The organism is Krasilnikovia cinnamomea, assembly GCF_004217545.1.
Taxonomy (GTDB): Bacteria; Actinomycetota; Actinomycetes; order Mycobacteriales; family Micromonosporaceae; genus Actinoplanes; species Actinoplanes cinnamomeus.
The window spans coordinates 3,400,736-3,415,113 of the sequence record NZ_SHKY01000001.1; the positions used below are offsets into that span (position 1 = coordinate 3,400,736).

Genomic DNA, 14,378 nt, shown 5'->3' on the forward strand with positions numbered 1-14,378 from the left:
CTGCTGTGCGGAGACCGGGGGAGGCCGAGGATCTGGTCCAGACGGCATTGGCGAAGACGGTTGTGGTCTCGGCTGCAAGGCTCAGAAGGCATCGATCACTACGTGCAGCGCGTTCTGGTCAATACCTTCTTGACCTCGAGGCGGCGTCGGTCCTGGTGGGACAAGCACACGGTGATCCACCCGGTGTCGATGCCATGGCACATCGGCCTCCGGGCGGCATCCTGCACCGCTGATCACCGCGCTGCGCACGGGATGGCGGGCCGGTCGCCGGCGCTCGGTTGCCCAGGCGTCAACGGGACGGCCGGTCAGCGTCTTCGCCTGGGCGGGCGGAGAGAGATACATCACCTTCTATGGGGTCGTGTGGTGGTGCGGCTGTCCGGAAAATAGATGTTCGTCATTGGTTAGGTGACCCGTCCGGACCTGGGGCCATCTGACCCGGCTCGATCTTGCGGGGGAACGGTCACTTGCGACGGAGAAGAGTATCGGCGCTGCGGGGACTCGTGGGTGGGGTGCTTGTGGCCTTGATGACAGTGAGCCTCGGGGTGGCCGGGGCGTCCGCGGCGACGACGGTGCCGCCCGAGCCGGTGGCGTTCGGGGTGGGCCGCGAGGGTGACACTCGGGTCCTTGAGGTTGGTGGGGACGGGGTCTCCAACAGTTCCCCGGTCCTCGTCCAGCCTTACCGGCAGGGATCGGGGGCCACGGTGGCGCGGCAACGGTGGACGCTGGTCCGTCAGCCCGCCGCCGCGGGGGTTCCGAAGTTCACGTATCAGATCCGCCACCCGGCCAGCGGCAAGTGTCTGAATAGCTCCGGCTCCACTCCGGCCAACGGCGCGCCGATCATTCTCTACACCTGTCAGGGCGCGTCCAATGAGAAGTGGTGGATGAACGAGCAGCCCGGCCAGTACGGGATCCAGTTCCGCAATCTGCGCGACGGGCGCTGCATCGACATTCCGGGCGGGAGTACCGCGAACGGCGTTGCGGTGAAGAGCTGGAACTGCGCGTCGTCCGAGGCGAGCTGGAACCAGTATTTCAACGTGAAGACCGGCCGGTTCGGCTGCGCCTATGCGACCGGCGACGGGGTGATCGAGGGTCGCTACTCGGCCTTGTGTATCGAACCCGCCGCGTCGTTCAACGGGCTGATGAGCAGTTGGCATCACCACCCGGTCGGTATCAGCGCGCGGAACGCCGGTGCCGCCCCCAACGAGGTCCGCTCGACGATGCGGGCGCTGACCCTCAACGCGCAGGGCAACCCGCACGGGGAGGCGTACCTGGGTTGGAAGGCCATGCGCGATGGCACCCCGACCGGGTCGGTGACCTACGCCGCGTATTGGGGTGAGGCCACCGCGGACGGCTACGACTACCGGACCTTGCCGGCCACCGACACGGCGGGCCAGCCCAACGGGTCGACGGTCGCTGACGGCTACCAGCACACCTACATGTTGCTGGGCAACGCCAACGGCGAGTGGGACATCTTCTTCGACTTCAACTACCAGGGATCCACCCGCTACCAGGCATCGAACAGGGCGATCTCGGCGACGATCGCGCTGGACGTCGACAATCTCGACGCGGTCGGCTTCACCGCCCCCTACGACTACCGGCCGCAGCTGCTCGGCAGTGACGGGCTCTGGCGCCGCGCCCACCAGTCGGAAACGGCGACCGGCACACCGAAACAGTGCGGCGGTTTCCCCGACACGTTCGACATCACCAACGGCGGTGGCGGGAACCTCCCCCCGTGGTGCCTGACCGGCAACCGCAACTTCGTCGGAACCGGGGACGCGCTGGACACCAATGTGTTCCGGGTCGACAAGCCCACCACGCTGGCGGCAGCTCGGATGCCGACGGCGCCCACGTCCGCCGGGCTTGCCGGATCCCCGGCCCGGATCAACGGCGTCGACCAGACCGCGCTGGCCCGCTGTCTGGGCACGGATCCGCAGTCCTGCCTGGCGACCGTGCCAGGCCTGGCCGTGTGCGTCGCGGCCCGGCAACTCTGCAACACCACCGGCCGCCCCGCCGCGGCGGCGCGCACGCCCCGACCTCGGCCCATGACCCTCACGGAGGCGAAGACCCTCGTCGCCTCCTACCTGACCGGCCCGGCATCACGAAAGGCCCGGGCGATGGTTGTCCCCGAAACAGCTACGACTATGACCGCGGGCGAGGCCCGCCACCGGCTGAGTGCCGACGCCATTCCCCGCGACGTCGCCGACACCGACCGCGTGTACGTGATCAGCGGGACCGGTCCGGTGCATGCCTGGGACGGCAGCAGCGATCGCACCTTCCGCCAGTGGATGACCGTCACCAGCGCGACGACCGGCGTACTGCTGTTCGCCCGCCTGCGCACCGGCACAGAATGAGAGGGCCCGTGTTCCGCCGAATCCCTGTGGTCGCCGCGGTGACCGTCGCCGTCCTGGTGACCTCCGGACTGCCCGCATCTGCCGCCCCGCCAGCCCTGCCGGCTGGTGAGCTCGCCTGGCAGGTCACGTCGACCACGCCGCCCCCGGTCCCCGCACCGTCGGCCTCCCGCAGAGGCGGGGACCCGAAGCTTCGGGTCCGGGCCCACGGCCAGAGCGCGGTGCAGCACCGCGCCGCCGAGGACGACTTCAAGACCGCCTGTCTGAACAACACCGCCTCCCGGGACCCGGGCGGATGGGCCCGCAGCAGATATGAGCAGTGCTTCATCGGGCACCGCGACGTGGAACTGCTCGAACGCCGCTCGGACGGGACCATCGTCCGGGTCGCCAAAATCATGTTCAACTACTCGCTGTTGGCCTTCCCCGTGGACGGAGAACGGCGCGTCGACTACCTCTTCGACTTCGACGAATTCACGACCGAGGGCGGCGAGCCGCTGCCGGAGACCACGTTGACCGTCGAGTTCACCGGCTGCTCCACACTCGTGACCTGCTCGAGCACGCCCACCCAACGCGCCGAACTGGTGCCGGTCTGGAAGACCGGCAATCGCCGCTACGAATTCCATATCACCTCCCCGAACGACACCGGTGTGGGAACCTTCAGCATCGTCCGCGGGCTGATGACGATGAACATGTCCGTCGTCAGCGCAGCACCCAACATCGTCCCGTGGCTGGAGTCGGGCATGGCGGCATCCCGCACCCGGTTCGACTCGGCGAAGGCCAAACTCGGCCAGGGAAAGTATCACGGCGCCGTCTTCAGCGATTTCATACCGACGTTGGACCTCGACACACGCGCCGGGGTGGACTACGCGGAGGAGGCCCGCCACGTCGAGGACGCGTTGCACAACCCGGCACGTACCTTCCCCAGCATTGCAAACAAGTCCGTGCCGGGCGAAGCCGGCCGAGGCCGCCCGCTGCACCGTCTCATGAGCGAGGTCCTCCCGGACAAGAACAACGCGGCGTCACGCAGCATCTGCATCGACGTGTGGGGCGAGGAGTACACGTCGAACGGCACGAAACAGTGTGACGAGTACCCGTTCAAGAGCACCTACGAAGGGTCAGCCGTGTCGACCGGCGCCACGGAACAGAACCCCAACGGCGGCAACCCCTGGCGCTGGCAGGGTTCCGCACGACCCATCGGTAAGGACGCCAACGAGAAGGGCGGAGGCCACCTCGGCCTCTTCTACGGGCAGAACCGCATCCTCGACGAGAACATGGGCACCGACAGGCAAGGAACACCGAGCGACCCGTACTACGTACGGATCATTTCGTGACGTAACGCGCACGGAGTACACTCTCGGCCGCGGCCGGCCACCGCTCGGTGACCGGCCGCGGCGGACCGTCCTCTGCGGAGGTTAACTGTGGCGACCCTGCTCAGCAGCCATGATCTGGTCCTGCGCCCGGACCATCTGATCCTGCAACTCCGTGACGTCGACTGCGACGCCGGCACCGGCGCCGAGCAGGCCATCAACCAAACCCACACCAGTGTCGTCGCGAGTTCCGGCTACACGGTGTACGTCGAGGCGGTGCAGAACCTCATCGCCGTGCGCGTCGACGTCGAGGTGTGGGACAGCGAACCCGACAGCAGCCCCACCACCGTGGACTGGACCGGCCCGACCCTGGTCGACCTGGACTGCCCGACCGGCCACCTCCAAGTGGGCGACGACATGGGCCACGCCATCTCGGAGATCCTCCCACCGCAGGGGCCCGGCCGCTACCACGTCGCGTTCTACCACCACGGCCGGGACGAGGCGCTCCAACTGGAGCAGCAACTCACCAGCGTGCTCGCGGCGCCGGACGGCGGGCAACGCCTCGACGACATACGGCCCGACCTGGAAGGCCGTGAGCGGTACCTGTTCCGGGTGTGGTGGCAGGCACCGCTACCGGAGGACGATGAGGACGATGCGGACCACGACCCGTCTGATTTCCGAGGCGGGCCGCAATGAGCGAGACACCACTACCACCGGCGGTGCGCGGGGGCGCAGCAGCCCGGAACAGACGGGTGCGTGTGGCACTGCCGATCGGCGCCGCGATCGCGGTCGTCGCGGCGCTGCTCGCCGCGTGGGCGTTCACCCGGCCCGCCTCGGTTGGCGGTCCTGCGTGGCCGACCGCCCCGGCCGGCGGCCCGTTCCTGCCCTGGCCCGCCACCGGTAACGCCACCGCGGACCGCGGCCTGGTGCAACGCGCCATCCATGCCTGGGACACCGGGGGGCAACCCGCGATCTCCGGAGCCCACACGGACGTGTATCCGCTGCTCATCCACACCGGCACGCCCGCCGGTCCCGTCGTGATCCTCCAGGGCAACGACCAGAGCGGAACGGCACGCATCGCGATCATCACCGGCACCACCGCGAAGAAGGTCGACGGACCGTTATACGTACGCGCGGACCGTCGTTCACCGCCACCCGGCGAGACCCGGCAAGTCAGCATGATTACCGCACGGCTCACCGACCAGGTCGGCCAGGCACCCCCGCCGGGCAGCCCCGCCCTCGCCGTGGTCCTCGCCGATCCCGACACCACACGACTGCGACTCACCTCCACCGTGGCGGCCATCGACGACGGACACGGCACGGTCCGCGGGCGGCTGGCCATCCTCACGATGCACCACCGCGCCAGCGCCTTCACCACCACCATCAGCGGCAACGGCCGGGAACCGGCCTGGACCAGCTACGCCGACGACACCACGATCGGTGAATTCCAAGCCCATCCGCTTACCACCGTCGGCCAGCCCGACGCTGGTCACCTTGCCGTCCGCTTCCCGGACACCTACGCCGGGACCACCACACAACCGCTTGTGGTCAGCCGCCGAGGCGTCCTCGGGCAGATCACCAAAGACCCGGCGAGCGCCGACGGGGCTGTCACCGTCGAACTCGTCACCCACCCCGGCTTCACCCTCGCCGTCCGGACCCCCACCGACGACATCCAACTGGCGCGCACCACCCTCACCGGGATGCAACTCGTCGACGGACGCGACAAGGTACGGCCCGGCGAACCCGTGTACGCCATCCAGGCCACCGACGACTCCGGGAACAACGCGATCTACCTGCCGCTCGCGGTCGCTACCTCCAGCGCACCGTCCTCACCACCGAACCCCGCCACCCTGCAATGGAGCGCATCCACCACACCGCTCCAGCCGATCGCGGACCTCGATAACACCACCACTCAGCTTTACGTCGTCGCCCCCACCAGCCACCCGAACGGAACCTGACCATCCGCGCCCGCCGCGACCAGGGTGGGCCAGTCCGGGCCCGGCGCGGGCACCAGGGCGAGCCGCTCGCTGGCGATGCCGTAGTCCGTGGTCGCCGCGAGGACCCCGAAGTTCGGCATCCCGGCACCGCGGCCCACGACCCGGCCGCGACCACCGGGGCTATCAACGCTATGAGCAGCGACGTGCCGCCGGTCGCGGTGATGACGCTGCCCCGACGCAGCCCACCGACGGGGAACAGGCCGGCGAGTTCCGGCAGTACCGGCAACGTCCGGGACGCGTTCGGGCCGGTCAGCGCGACGTCGTGGCCCGACGGATGGATTTAAGGCGTGCTCTACATCGACGACACCAGAAATACTGATACCGGGCGACGACCATGGCTTGCGGCGCGGCCACCACCTGGCCCTTCGGGGGTATCGGTGTGATCATGGCGGTGCTGTACTCCTGGGGTGACGTTCGCCGACAGCCCCCGCCAGAAGCCGATTTTCCTGGCCATCGGCTACGCCCTGATGGCCGCATGTCTGGCCGCGCTGGTCATCGCCAACCTCGCTGTAACCGCCGACGGGCCTACCCGCGTTCTGCTCAACGCCGTCGCGCTGCTGCCCCTGGCGACCTTGTCTGGCGCCGCCTCCCTGTGGAGCGGCAGACGGGCTCGCCGCGACTTAGCCCTCGATGGACGTCGCCGCCGTGTGGCCCTCCTGGCGATTGCAGGACTGACGATTATCGCCGTTATTTCTGGGTTAGCCGGTTACCTGATGTCGTAGGCCGTTCTGTGCGGCTGCGGTGGCCGGCCTCGCCGTGCGACTCCCGCTAAGATCGCCAACAGCGCCGGGCAAAGGCGGATGGGAAAGTCCGTTACCAGCACCCATGCTGACGCCCGCGAGGGATGAGCCGGTTCGAGTCCGGTAGCCCGGCGCCCGACCAGCCGCCTGAGCTGCCTCTGCGGCTGTGAAACTGGCTCCCTCGAGGACTCAGAGATAGTTGCGACACCGTTCCTCGTGGCCGCTGGCTATGACCGGAACAGCCCTTGCAGCACCTGTCGCAGCACGGGAACCATGTCGCGCGGGTGTACGCCGATCGGCATATCGCGCTGAGCCCGCAGGGTCGCCGAGTGGATCTTCTCCACCGTCACGCCGTCAGGAAGTCGCTGAAGCCAGCGGAAGCCTGTGGGGCGATCAGCAGGCAAGCCCATGTCATGCAGGAACACATTCTGGTCTTCCTCGAACTCCTTCTGCTCGTCGTCAGTGGTCGGACGCGTGTAGCTCCGCACGCCAGTAATGGTCTCCTCGGTCACCTCCCACCGATGCATCCTGTGGTCGGGGAAGCGAGCCAGAGTCGCGGGGTCAGCCAGCCAGCCGATCATCAGATCCCATCCCGAATCGCCGCACTCCCAGAACTCGCCTGCTGACGTTCTGAAGGTGGTCCGGTCTGCTAGATCCACGGGCGGCGGCTCGGGCAACAGGGCCACGGCCGTCCAGGAGGCAACCTCCGGGGCGTCGCTCATACTCTGGAGGCTAGGCATGGGCGCCGCCAGTGGTCGCGACACAGCGAACGCCGACGTGATGAGTAGTAGTCGGGGCGAGCTTCCTGACCGGGGGCGTCTCGGTGTGCTTCCGTCTCCCTCGACGACTCCAGAGATAAGGACACCGCAGGGCCTCGCCCTGGTCCCGCCGCCCCGAGCGCAGGGAGTTGGTGACGGGTCATTGTTGGTGGCCGGAGAAGACACCATCGTGGGCGTGAGCAAGGACCGCGAGCCGCGCCTCGTTATCCCGGTGCGCGGGGTCCGGTTCGAGGCTGGGAAACGCCGCCAGCACCTCCCACCCAAGATCACGCCGGTACGGCTCGATGTCACGACGCTGGTCGAAATCCCGTGCGCGTATCAGCACCTCAGTGCTGCCCCAACCGTACGCCGTCTCCTTGCACGCAAGGGCGGCCGCCTCGGTGGGGACATACAGGCTGTAGTGCGTCTCACGGGGCATCGGTTCGGGTAGTTCCTCACCCGCGCCCATGGCGTAGTGCAGCCGCTGGGCAACATCGGCCAACACCGCGACCAGCTCCCCTGTACTTGCGCCGACGGCTAGGACGCCACGCTCCTCCAGGTGCTGGCCGAGCTCGTCCGGAAGCGGAGCTGGCAACTCCTCCTGCCTCAGCCAGTTCTCAACGGTCACGACCAGCCCAAACAGAGTTATTAGATCTTGCTGGGGCAAGGGCCGCGTTGACTCGATCATGAAAGAAGCGTAGGTGTCCGCGGTCGGAGAGGTCGGTGCATCGTCCCCATCGGTGCACCCTGGGCTGCCCGTTGTGGTGTGAGTCTTGCTCCCTGCGGAACCTGTCAAGTCAACTGAGACAGTTTCTTGATCTTCTTTAGCTTTGTGCTGTTGGAAGGGTGGTCACAGCCGCGACGGCGACTTGTCCGAGGTCGCTGTTGTCGGGTTTGTTGATCCATGCCCGGTGAGCGAGGCGGGGTGGCTGCGGACGGCGGCGCCCGAACCGTTCGGGGTGCGCGGCCCAGGCGGCGTCGAGGGTCCGTTGCCGCTGTTCACGGATCTGTCCGGCGGTGCCGTGATGGACCGAGGCCGGAGTATGCAGGCCGATCCCGGAGTGCCGGTGCTCGTGGTTGTAGTACGTGTAGAACGCCTCGCAGTGCTGCCGGGCGTGCTGGATCGACCCGAACCGGTCCGGGAAGCTCGGGTCGTACTTCAACGTCTTGAAGCTCGCCTCGATGTAGGGATTGTCGTTCGAGGTTTTCGGCCGGCTGTGACTACGGCCGATCTTCAGATCGGTCAGCAGCTGGGTGACGGTCTTGCTGGTCATCGCCGCGCCGCGGTCGGCATGCACGGTCAACTGATCGGGATCGACGCGTTCACGGGCGGCGGCGTCGGCGATCAGCGCTTCGGCGAGCTGCCCGTCCTCGTGCGCGGCGACCAGGTGCCCGACGACGTACCTCGACCAGATGTCGATCACCGTGTAGAGGTGGAACCAGACGCCCTTGACCGGCCCGCGCAGCTTCGTGATGTCCCAGGACCAGACCTGGTTCGCCGCGTCGGCCACGAGTTCGGGCTTGGTCCGGGCCGGATGCGTGGCCTGGCTGCGGCGTTCACCGTTTTGACCGGCGGCCCGCAGAATCCGGTACATCGTGGACTCCGAGCACCACCAGCGGCCCTCGTCGAGCTCGCGGGCCCATACCTGCGCCGGCGCCAGGTCGGCGTACTCGGGCCGGTTCAGCAACTGCAGGACCTGCTCACGTTCGGCCTGCGACAGCGCCGAGGGCGGCGGCTCACGCGGAGTCCGCGGCTTCGGCGGCGCGGGCGGGTTGCGGTGCCGGTAGAGCGTCGCGCGGGATACGCCGGTCAGTCGGCACGCCCCGGCGATGCCCCACGCCGGGGTCAGCGCCTGGAGCGCCTCGGTGAGGACGGGTTCGACATCGGCGCGGCATCCGCGCTCTCGGAGAGCAGTTCCAAGAGCGCGTGCGCTTTTCCCATGATCGCCAGCGCGGTCTCGGTCTTGGCCAGCTTGGCCTGCAAGCGGGCGTTCTCCCGCTGCAGGCGGGCAAGTTCAGCGTTTTCGGCCTTCTTCGCTGCCCGCGCGGCCGCTTGACGGCGGTCGGTCAGGCCGGCCGCGGCTCCGGCGTCTCGGGCCTTGCGCCAGTCGAGAATGTGTGACCCATACAGTCGTTCCCGGCGCAGGATCGCCCCGCGAGCCGCCGCATCCGGCGCCGACTCGTACTCGTCCAGGATCCGCGCCTTGAACTCCGCGGTGAATGTCCGCCGCTGGGGCCGGGCGTCCAGATCCGGGCTCTCATGGGGCTTCGAAGTCATGCTGGTGTGTTCTCCTCAGGGCCGTCCAGGAAGAGTATTCCCTGGTAGACGGGCTGTCTCACATCAGCGTGACAGGGAGGGCTGGACGACTCCAGAGATGCTGACTTAGCCGCGGGCGGTCAGCACCAGGCGTCGCCGTCATGCGAGCCGGTCACCTCGATGCCGTACTCATCCGTGGGCTCCGGAGGCTCAGGGTTTTGGGGGGCATTGAAGTCACTGGGGAACCACACGCTGAGGTAGGCCGTGGTGCCATTGATCTCCTTGTGGAAGCACCCAGCCGAGCCGGAGACGACCAGGCCCGTAGAGGGCACGGGGGTCGGGTTCTCACCATCTGTCCGCCATCCATCGGCCACGGCGGCGGCACCGTAGAAGGCCATGATGCCCTCGCGATTCATCGCCGTGTGGTACCGCTGGCTCGCGTAGGCAAACCCGTCGTCGGTGTCGCACCCCGATTGATTGTCTACCGGCGTCGCGCCGTCGGGATGTGCCGCCAGGATCGATAGATCCGCAAGATTGACCGCAAAACGCTCATCACGGTCAGAACAACCACCCAGTGAGGAAAGGAAGCCAGCGCAACCGACGCACGACAGACCAACGACCAGCGCCCCCACGACGGGGACGATGACGGCGCAACGAGCCCTGGCGTTGATCACGGCTGAACTCTAGGGTGACCCGGGCCCAACACCCACGCGCATGGCTCGTGACCTGCGCAAGCGGCTACTGGGAGCCACCCTTCCTGACCGTTTTCCCTGGCCGATCGGCGGTCTGGCCCTGGTGTGGAACTTTGCTCGCCGACTCCAGAGATAACGGCGCCGGCGGACGCCATCACACCCCGCTTGTGCTGATGGCCTGCGCGTCGCTCGGCGTGGGTAGCCGCCAGAGGCCGGCGTACTCGGGATCCCAGGCTGCTCCGACCTCCGCTTCCCGGAGGTAGTGCGCCCGTGGCGCCTCGTCGTCGCGTGGCGGCCAGTCCCGGTACGGCAGATACGCAACACGCCATGCGATCACGGGGAGAAGCCAGGGGCCGAAGAGTGCGTCGCGACGGCGGTACGAGACCTTCGGAGCAAGCCACGCCATGGGCGGCGCATAGCAAGCGAAGCAGGCCAAGGTACCGAAGAAGTGGCTTCCGGTGGCGTCCTCGACAGTCGCTCCAACGGCAACCGCCGGCATGGCGATCGCGACGGCAACAAGCCCAGCGAGAACGACTCGGGTGATCCACTGGCGAGGTGGCCGAACCGGCTGAGACATGTCTACCCCGGGGCCATCAGCCAACTGCCGATCAGGCCAGCGGCAGTCAGTGTGAATCCGGCGATCAAGGCAGGGGTGCGCACCGGGCGGCCAACCAGGATGCCGGCGAGCCCAGAGAGCAGACCAAGAACGGCTGCCGCCCCGGGCAGCGGCCGCGCCCAGTACGGCCCGCTCGTCGGGCAAACCATTTGGCCGCCGGTGCCGAAGCAGGCGTTCGACATGAGGTAGCTCGAATCGAAGATCGCGTATCCGGCGAACAGGAACAGCAAGCCGAACACGCCGACGAATCCGACGACGTCATGTTGGCCGCCGTACCGCTTGCTGGTGAACCATCTGGATCGCACCGTCATCGTTCCATTCCCGTCCTGCCACCCGTAGCCGTCCGACGAGGTGCTGCACTGCCCCATCGGCGACGGATGAACGCCGCAAGCGCCAGGAGCGTCAGGGCGAGGATGAGCGCCGAGAGCGTCCCCGCGCCCCCTAAGCGGCGGGCGACCCCCGTCAACATCGCGATCATCACCCACCCATGCACGCCGCTTAGGAATCTGGCGGCTCCGTCCGCTATGAGGACGTTCGACTCGCCGGGGCGGCGAGCGCGCCACCCGCGGGCCATCTGCCAGAGTCCGTAGACGAGCACGGCGGAACACAGCACCGCGAGGGTCATGAGCATGATTTGGTCAAAAGCCATAATCCCTCCCCGGCTCGGTGCTCGTCAGCAAAGCGCCGAGGATAAGCGGATGACCAGCGCCATCGCATCCACCGACGCCACCGACTAGCCGCCCAAACGGGGTGGACCGTGTGAGGCGGCAGCCGCCCGTTCGGTGTTTCTGGCTCCCTCGACAACGCCAGAGGTCCTGACACCTTGGGCAGGCTGTACGGCGGCTACGGCTCGGTGAGTAGCGCGGGCAGGTCCGTGGATGCTTGCCAGATCGTGTCGCCGCTGGTTCCGTCGCCGGGGTGAATGCCTTGGGCGACGAGGCGTCGGCAACCGTCGAGTTCCACGTAGATGTCACCGCGGGGGGTTTCCAGCCGGGCGAACCGGTTTGCCGGGGTGGTGCAGGCTGGCGCTTTTCCGGAGGTTTGGACCGCTCGCTTGACGGCGGCCCACCGGTTGGTCGGCAGCAGGCCGCCGGAGACGAAGTCGCCCTGCGGCTTGTCGTTGTCCGGCTCACTCGCCTTCACCTGGTAGATGCACAGTCGTACCGATGCGGCGTCGTCGGCGAGCGGGGCGAGGTCGCCCTGCGGGGTGGGCGGGTAGAAGCCGGTGAACCAGACCATGTCGGTGTAGACCTGGTCGCATCCGCTGGCAGCGGCCTCGGCTGACTCGACCTGGCCGAGTACCCGGGTGCTGACGCGCGTCCACTTCAGCTTGGCCATGGCGGTGTCGGCCTCGGCCAGGGGCTTGCCGCAGGCGTCGCGGGGAATCGAGGGCCGTACCCATCGGCCTTGGCCGTCGCGCAGCACCAGCCGTGGTGGGAGGTAACCATCCAGGGGGCATATCGCATCCGGATCGGGATCCGGTGGCACGTTGCCGGCCGGCTCTGGTGACGGCGGTGGCGCGTCGGGCAGACGCAGCGCGGCGAGCAGTGCTGTCACGTCGTCGGCGCGCTCCTCGACGGCGATCGCGTCGGTGCCACCGTCGGGCCGCCGCTGCGTGTCTTCCCGGCACCTGACGGCGGCCACCGGGTGGAAGGTGGCGGCGAAGTGGGGGAGCGGCGCGGCGTCGGTTCCCTCGTCCTGAGGCCGCATGGACGGTTCGCCGGCGCACGACCGCCAGTGGAGGTGGATCTGTGGTGTGCTGGACGGCCGCGGATCTGGCGCGGGTTCGGTCGAGGCGAGCGACTGCACATCCGCCGACCCTGCGCCGCCCGCCTGACCCGCACAGCCGGCAGCGGCCAGGGCGAGCACACCACCGACCACGAGTACCGCGCCACCTCGGGCCATCGTGGCGGCAGTCCCAGAGGTCGCGAACCGCATCCTGATCATTTGCGGGAGCCTAGAGCGGGCAGGCACATCCACGAGCCGGTAGGTGAGTCCGTCAACGGTCCCGAACAGGTAGCGGCAGAGGCCGCATAGGGCCTGGTGGCCGCCTTTCGGCTGAATCGCAGGCACCAGGCGATCTCCGCACTGACAGGGGCGGCCGACGCTCCGATCAGTGGGTCACGCCTTGCGAACAGTCGATCACTATGCGTCACCGAGGTGCTGACTCGACGGCAGAGCGAACCACACAAGAGGGGTCCGGATCCTGATCGCTGCTTGACCTGCCGATGACCTGAGCGACCGAACGTGGAGGGCATGATGCCGACGTTGACCGCCGCCCCTGCAGCCCGCTGCCCGGTGCGGCGGGTGCTGGACTCCCGGGCGGTCCGGATGGCCTTCCAACCCGTCGTCCAGCTCCAAGACGGATCGGTACTGGCCTACGAAGCGCTCGCCCGCTTCGACGCCGAACACTTCGCCAGCCCCGTGGACGCCTTCGCGGCCGCCGCCGCAGCCGGAATCGGCGTCGAACTGGAACTACTCACCCTGCAACAGGCCCTGACCAGCATCGACGACATCCCGCCCGGTGCCTGGCTGACCACCAACCTGTCCGTCGAAGCGCTGTTGAATTCCGGGGTACGCACGACACTGATCGCGCACGCCGACCGCAACATCATCGTCGAGATCACCGAGCACAGCCAAGTCCAGGACTACGCCGTCCTTCGCGAGGCCATCGGCGAACTCCGCGCCGCCGGCATCCTGATCGCGGTCGACGACGCTGGGGCCGGCTTCGCCAGCCTCAGCCACATCTTGCAACTGCACCCGGACATCATCAAACTCGACATCACGTTCACCCGCGGCATCGACACCGACCCCGTCCGGGCCGCCCTCATCCGGGCCCTGGTCGCGTTCGCCGACGAGGCCGGCGCCATGCTCGTCGCCGAAGGCGTCGAAACCCCCGCCGAGTACGACACCCTCATCGCCATCGGGGTCCGCCTCGGACAGGGCTATTACATGGCCCGTCCCGGCCCCTTGCCCCAGCCTGGTCGCCCCTAGCCCTCAGGACCCGGTCGGTGCCTCTCTCCGCAATCGAGCCAGATCACGGCGCGAGCAGGGCCCCGCCACGGACACGGCGGGCCCTGCTCGCGCCGTTGCGCTGCTACCCGCGCACAGACCTTGCTGGCCACTGCTACTCGCCGCGAAGGAAGCCGATCATGAAGTTGCCGTATGCCGTCTTGGCATCTGCAGTTCTCGTCGCTGGCGTGCTTGGCGGGTGCACGGCGGGCGAATCCGAGTCTCCGTGCACAGGGACTACGTCGTGTGCCGCCGTCTCACCAAAACCGTCAGACGGAACGTCGCCGGAGCTGAGCGCAGCGGGCCGCGTCTCGATGTTGGAGGGCATCCTCAACGAGGCGGAATTCGGCAAGGATGTCTCGTCGCGGTCCTGGAACGGCACCGTCATCCAGGTGGGTGTCTGGGCGGACACCACCACTCAAGACGACCGGCTGAGCCTCTGCGACGCGATCGTGACCGCGATTCGCCCGACCGGCCTGGTGGACAGGGTGACTGTGTCCGCGTTCCAGACGTCCCCGTCCGCAGGTCGTCAGGCCGCAACCAGCGTTGCGGCCAACCCGCTGGTGATCTGGCTGTCGCCGGAAGCAAATTGCAAGGTGGACGGATAGCTGCAAATCCTTGTTATCGAAGATCCTCTGGAAACCTATCGAT

General features: G+C 67.8%; 16 protein-coding genes. 7 read left to right on the forward strand and 9 right to left on the reverse strand.

The window, feature by feature from the left end; genetic code table 11:
• Positions 1 to 446 precede the first annotated feature (446 nt).
• From EV385_RS15380 to EV385_RS15395, 4 genes are all read left to right on the forward strand, one after another.
• Positions 447 to 2,351: an RICIN domain-containing protein gene (locus tag EV385_RS15380; RefSeq protein ID WP_130510082.1), complete on the forward strand. Its 1,905-nt coding sequence runs from the start codon at positions 447 to 449 to the stop codon at positions 2,349 to 2,351.
• A gap of 8 nt (positions 2,352 to 2,359) precedes the next feature.
• Positions 2,360 to 3,679, forward strand: coding sequence for a NucA/NucB deoxyribonuclease domain-containing protein (locus EV385_RS15385; protein ID WP_130510083.1), 1,320 nt, complete (start codon positions 2,360 to 2,362; stop codon positions 3,677 to 3,679).
• 87 nt (positions 3,680 to 3,766) lie between these two features.
• On the forward strand, positions 3,767 to 4,351 hold the full coding sequence (locus EV385_RS15390; protein WP_130510084.1) for a hypothetical protein: 585 nt from the start codon (positions 3,767 to 3,769) through the stop codon (positions 4,349 to 4,351).
• Positions 4,352 to 4,407: 56 nt separating this feature from the next.
• Positions 4,408 to 5,613 carry a hypothetical protein gene (locus tag EV385_RS15395; RefSeq protein ID WP_130510085.1) on the forward strand — a complete coding sequence of 402 codons (1,206 nt, stop codon included), beginning with the start codon at positions 4,408 to 4,410 and terminating at the stop codon, positions 5,611 to 5,613.
• On the opposite strand, the gene EV385_RS33930 is transcribed toward EV385_RS15395, so the two are convergent.
• Entirely contained in the window at positions 5,574 to 5,732 is a 159-nt protein-coding gene (locus EV385_RS33930; RefSeq protein WP_165449490.1) for a hypothetical protein, read from the reverse strand. The genes EV385_RS15395 and EV385_RS33930 overlap by 40 nt on opposite strands.
• Before the next feature lie 327 nt (positions 5,733 to 6,059).
• Between EV385_RS33930 and EV385_RS15400 the strand changes: the two genes are divergently transcribed.
• Complete coding sequence (locus tag EV385_RS15400) at positions 6,060 to 6,374, forward strand: hypothetical protein (protein ID WP_130510086.1); 315 nt, start codon at positions 6,060 to 6,062, stop codon at positions 6,372 to 6,374.
• A 245-nt stretch (positions 6,375 to 6,619) separates the two neighbouring features.
• On the opposite strand, the gene EV385_RS15405 is transcribed toward EV385_RS15400, so the two are convergent.
• The 8 genes from EV385_RS15405 to EV385_RS15440 form a co-directional block, all read right to left on the reverse strand.
• Positions 6,620 to 7,114 (reverse strand): DUF5956 family protein, encoded by a 495-nt coding sequence (locus tag EV385_RS15405; RefSeq protein WP_130510087.1) that lies wholly within the window; start codon positions 7,112 to 7,114, stop codon positions 6,620 to 6,622.
• Between the two features lie 196 nt (positions 7,115 to 7,310).
• Positions 7,311 to 7,838 carry a hypothetical protein gene (locus tag EV385_RS15410; RefSeq protein ID WP_130510088.1) on the reverse strand — a complete coding sequence of 176 codons (528 nt, stop codon included), beginning with the start codon at positions 7,836 to 7,838 and terminating at the stop codon, positions 7,311 to 7,313.
• 136 nt (positions 7,839 to 7,974) lie between these two features.
• Positions 7,975 to 9,000, reverse strand: coding sequence for an IS3 family transposase (locus tag EV385_RS15415; protein ID WP_130507935.1), 1,026 nt, complete (start codon positions 8,998 to 9,000; stop codon positions 7,975 to 7,977).
• Positions 8,997 to 9,428 (reverse strand): transposase, encoded by a 432-nt coding sequence (locus EV385_RS15420; RefSeq protein WP_130507934.1) that lies wholly within the window; start codon positions 9,426 to 9,428, stop codon positions 8,997 to 8,999. Before EV385_RS15420 ends, EV385_RS15415 begins: the two co-directional genes overlap by 4 nt.
• Before the next feature lie 119 nt (positions 9,429 to 9,547).
• Entirely contained in the window at positions 9,548 to 10,081 is a 534-nt protein-coding gene (locus EV385_RS15425) for a hypothetical protein (RefSeq protein WP_130510089.1), read from the reverse strand.
• A gap of 172 nt (positions 10,082 to 10,253) precedes the next feature.
• Complete coding sequence (locus EV385_RS15430; protein ID WP_130510090.1) at positions 10,254 to 10,436, reverse strand: hypothetical protein; 183 nt, start codon at positions 10,434 to 10,436, stop codon at positions 10,254 to 10,256.
• Positions 10,437 to 10,678: 242 nt separating this feature from the next.
• The gene (locus EV385_RS15435; protein ID WP_130510091.1) at positions 10,679 to 11,026 is read right to left on the reverse strand and encodes a hypothetical protein; all 348 of its coding nucleotides are present in this window, start codon (positions 11,024 to 11,026) and stop codon (positions 10,679 to 10,681) included.
• Between the two features lie 532 nt (positions 11,027 to 11,558).
• Positions 11,559 to 12,425 (reverse strand): hypothetical protein, encoded by an 867-nt coding sequence (locus tag EV385_RS15440; protein WP_130510092.1) that lies wholly within the window; start codon positions 12,423 to 12,425, stop codon positions 11,559 to 11,561.
• A 549-nt stretch (positions 12,426 to 12,974) separates the two neighbouring features.
• Between EV385_RS15440 and EV385_RS15445 the strand changes: the two genes are divergently transcribed.
• Positions 12,975 to 13,709 (forward strand): EAL domain-containing protein, encoded by a 735-nt coding sequence (locus EV385_RS15445; RefSeq protein ID WP_130513337.1) that lies wholly within the window; start codon positions 12,975 to 12,977, stop codon positions 13,707 to 13,709.
• A 332-nt stretch (positions 13,710 to 14,041) separates the two neighbouring features.
• On the forward strand, positions 14,042 to 14,335 hold the full coding sequence (locus tag EV385_RS15450) for a hypothetical protein (RefSeq protein ID WP_130510093.1): 294 nt from the start codon (positions 14,042 to 14,044) through the stop codon (positions 14,333 to 14,335).
• The last annotated feature ends 43 nt before the right edge of the window (positions 14,336 to 14,378 follow it).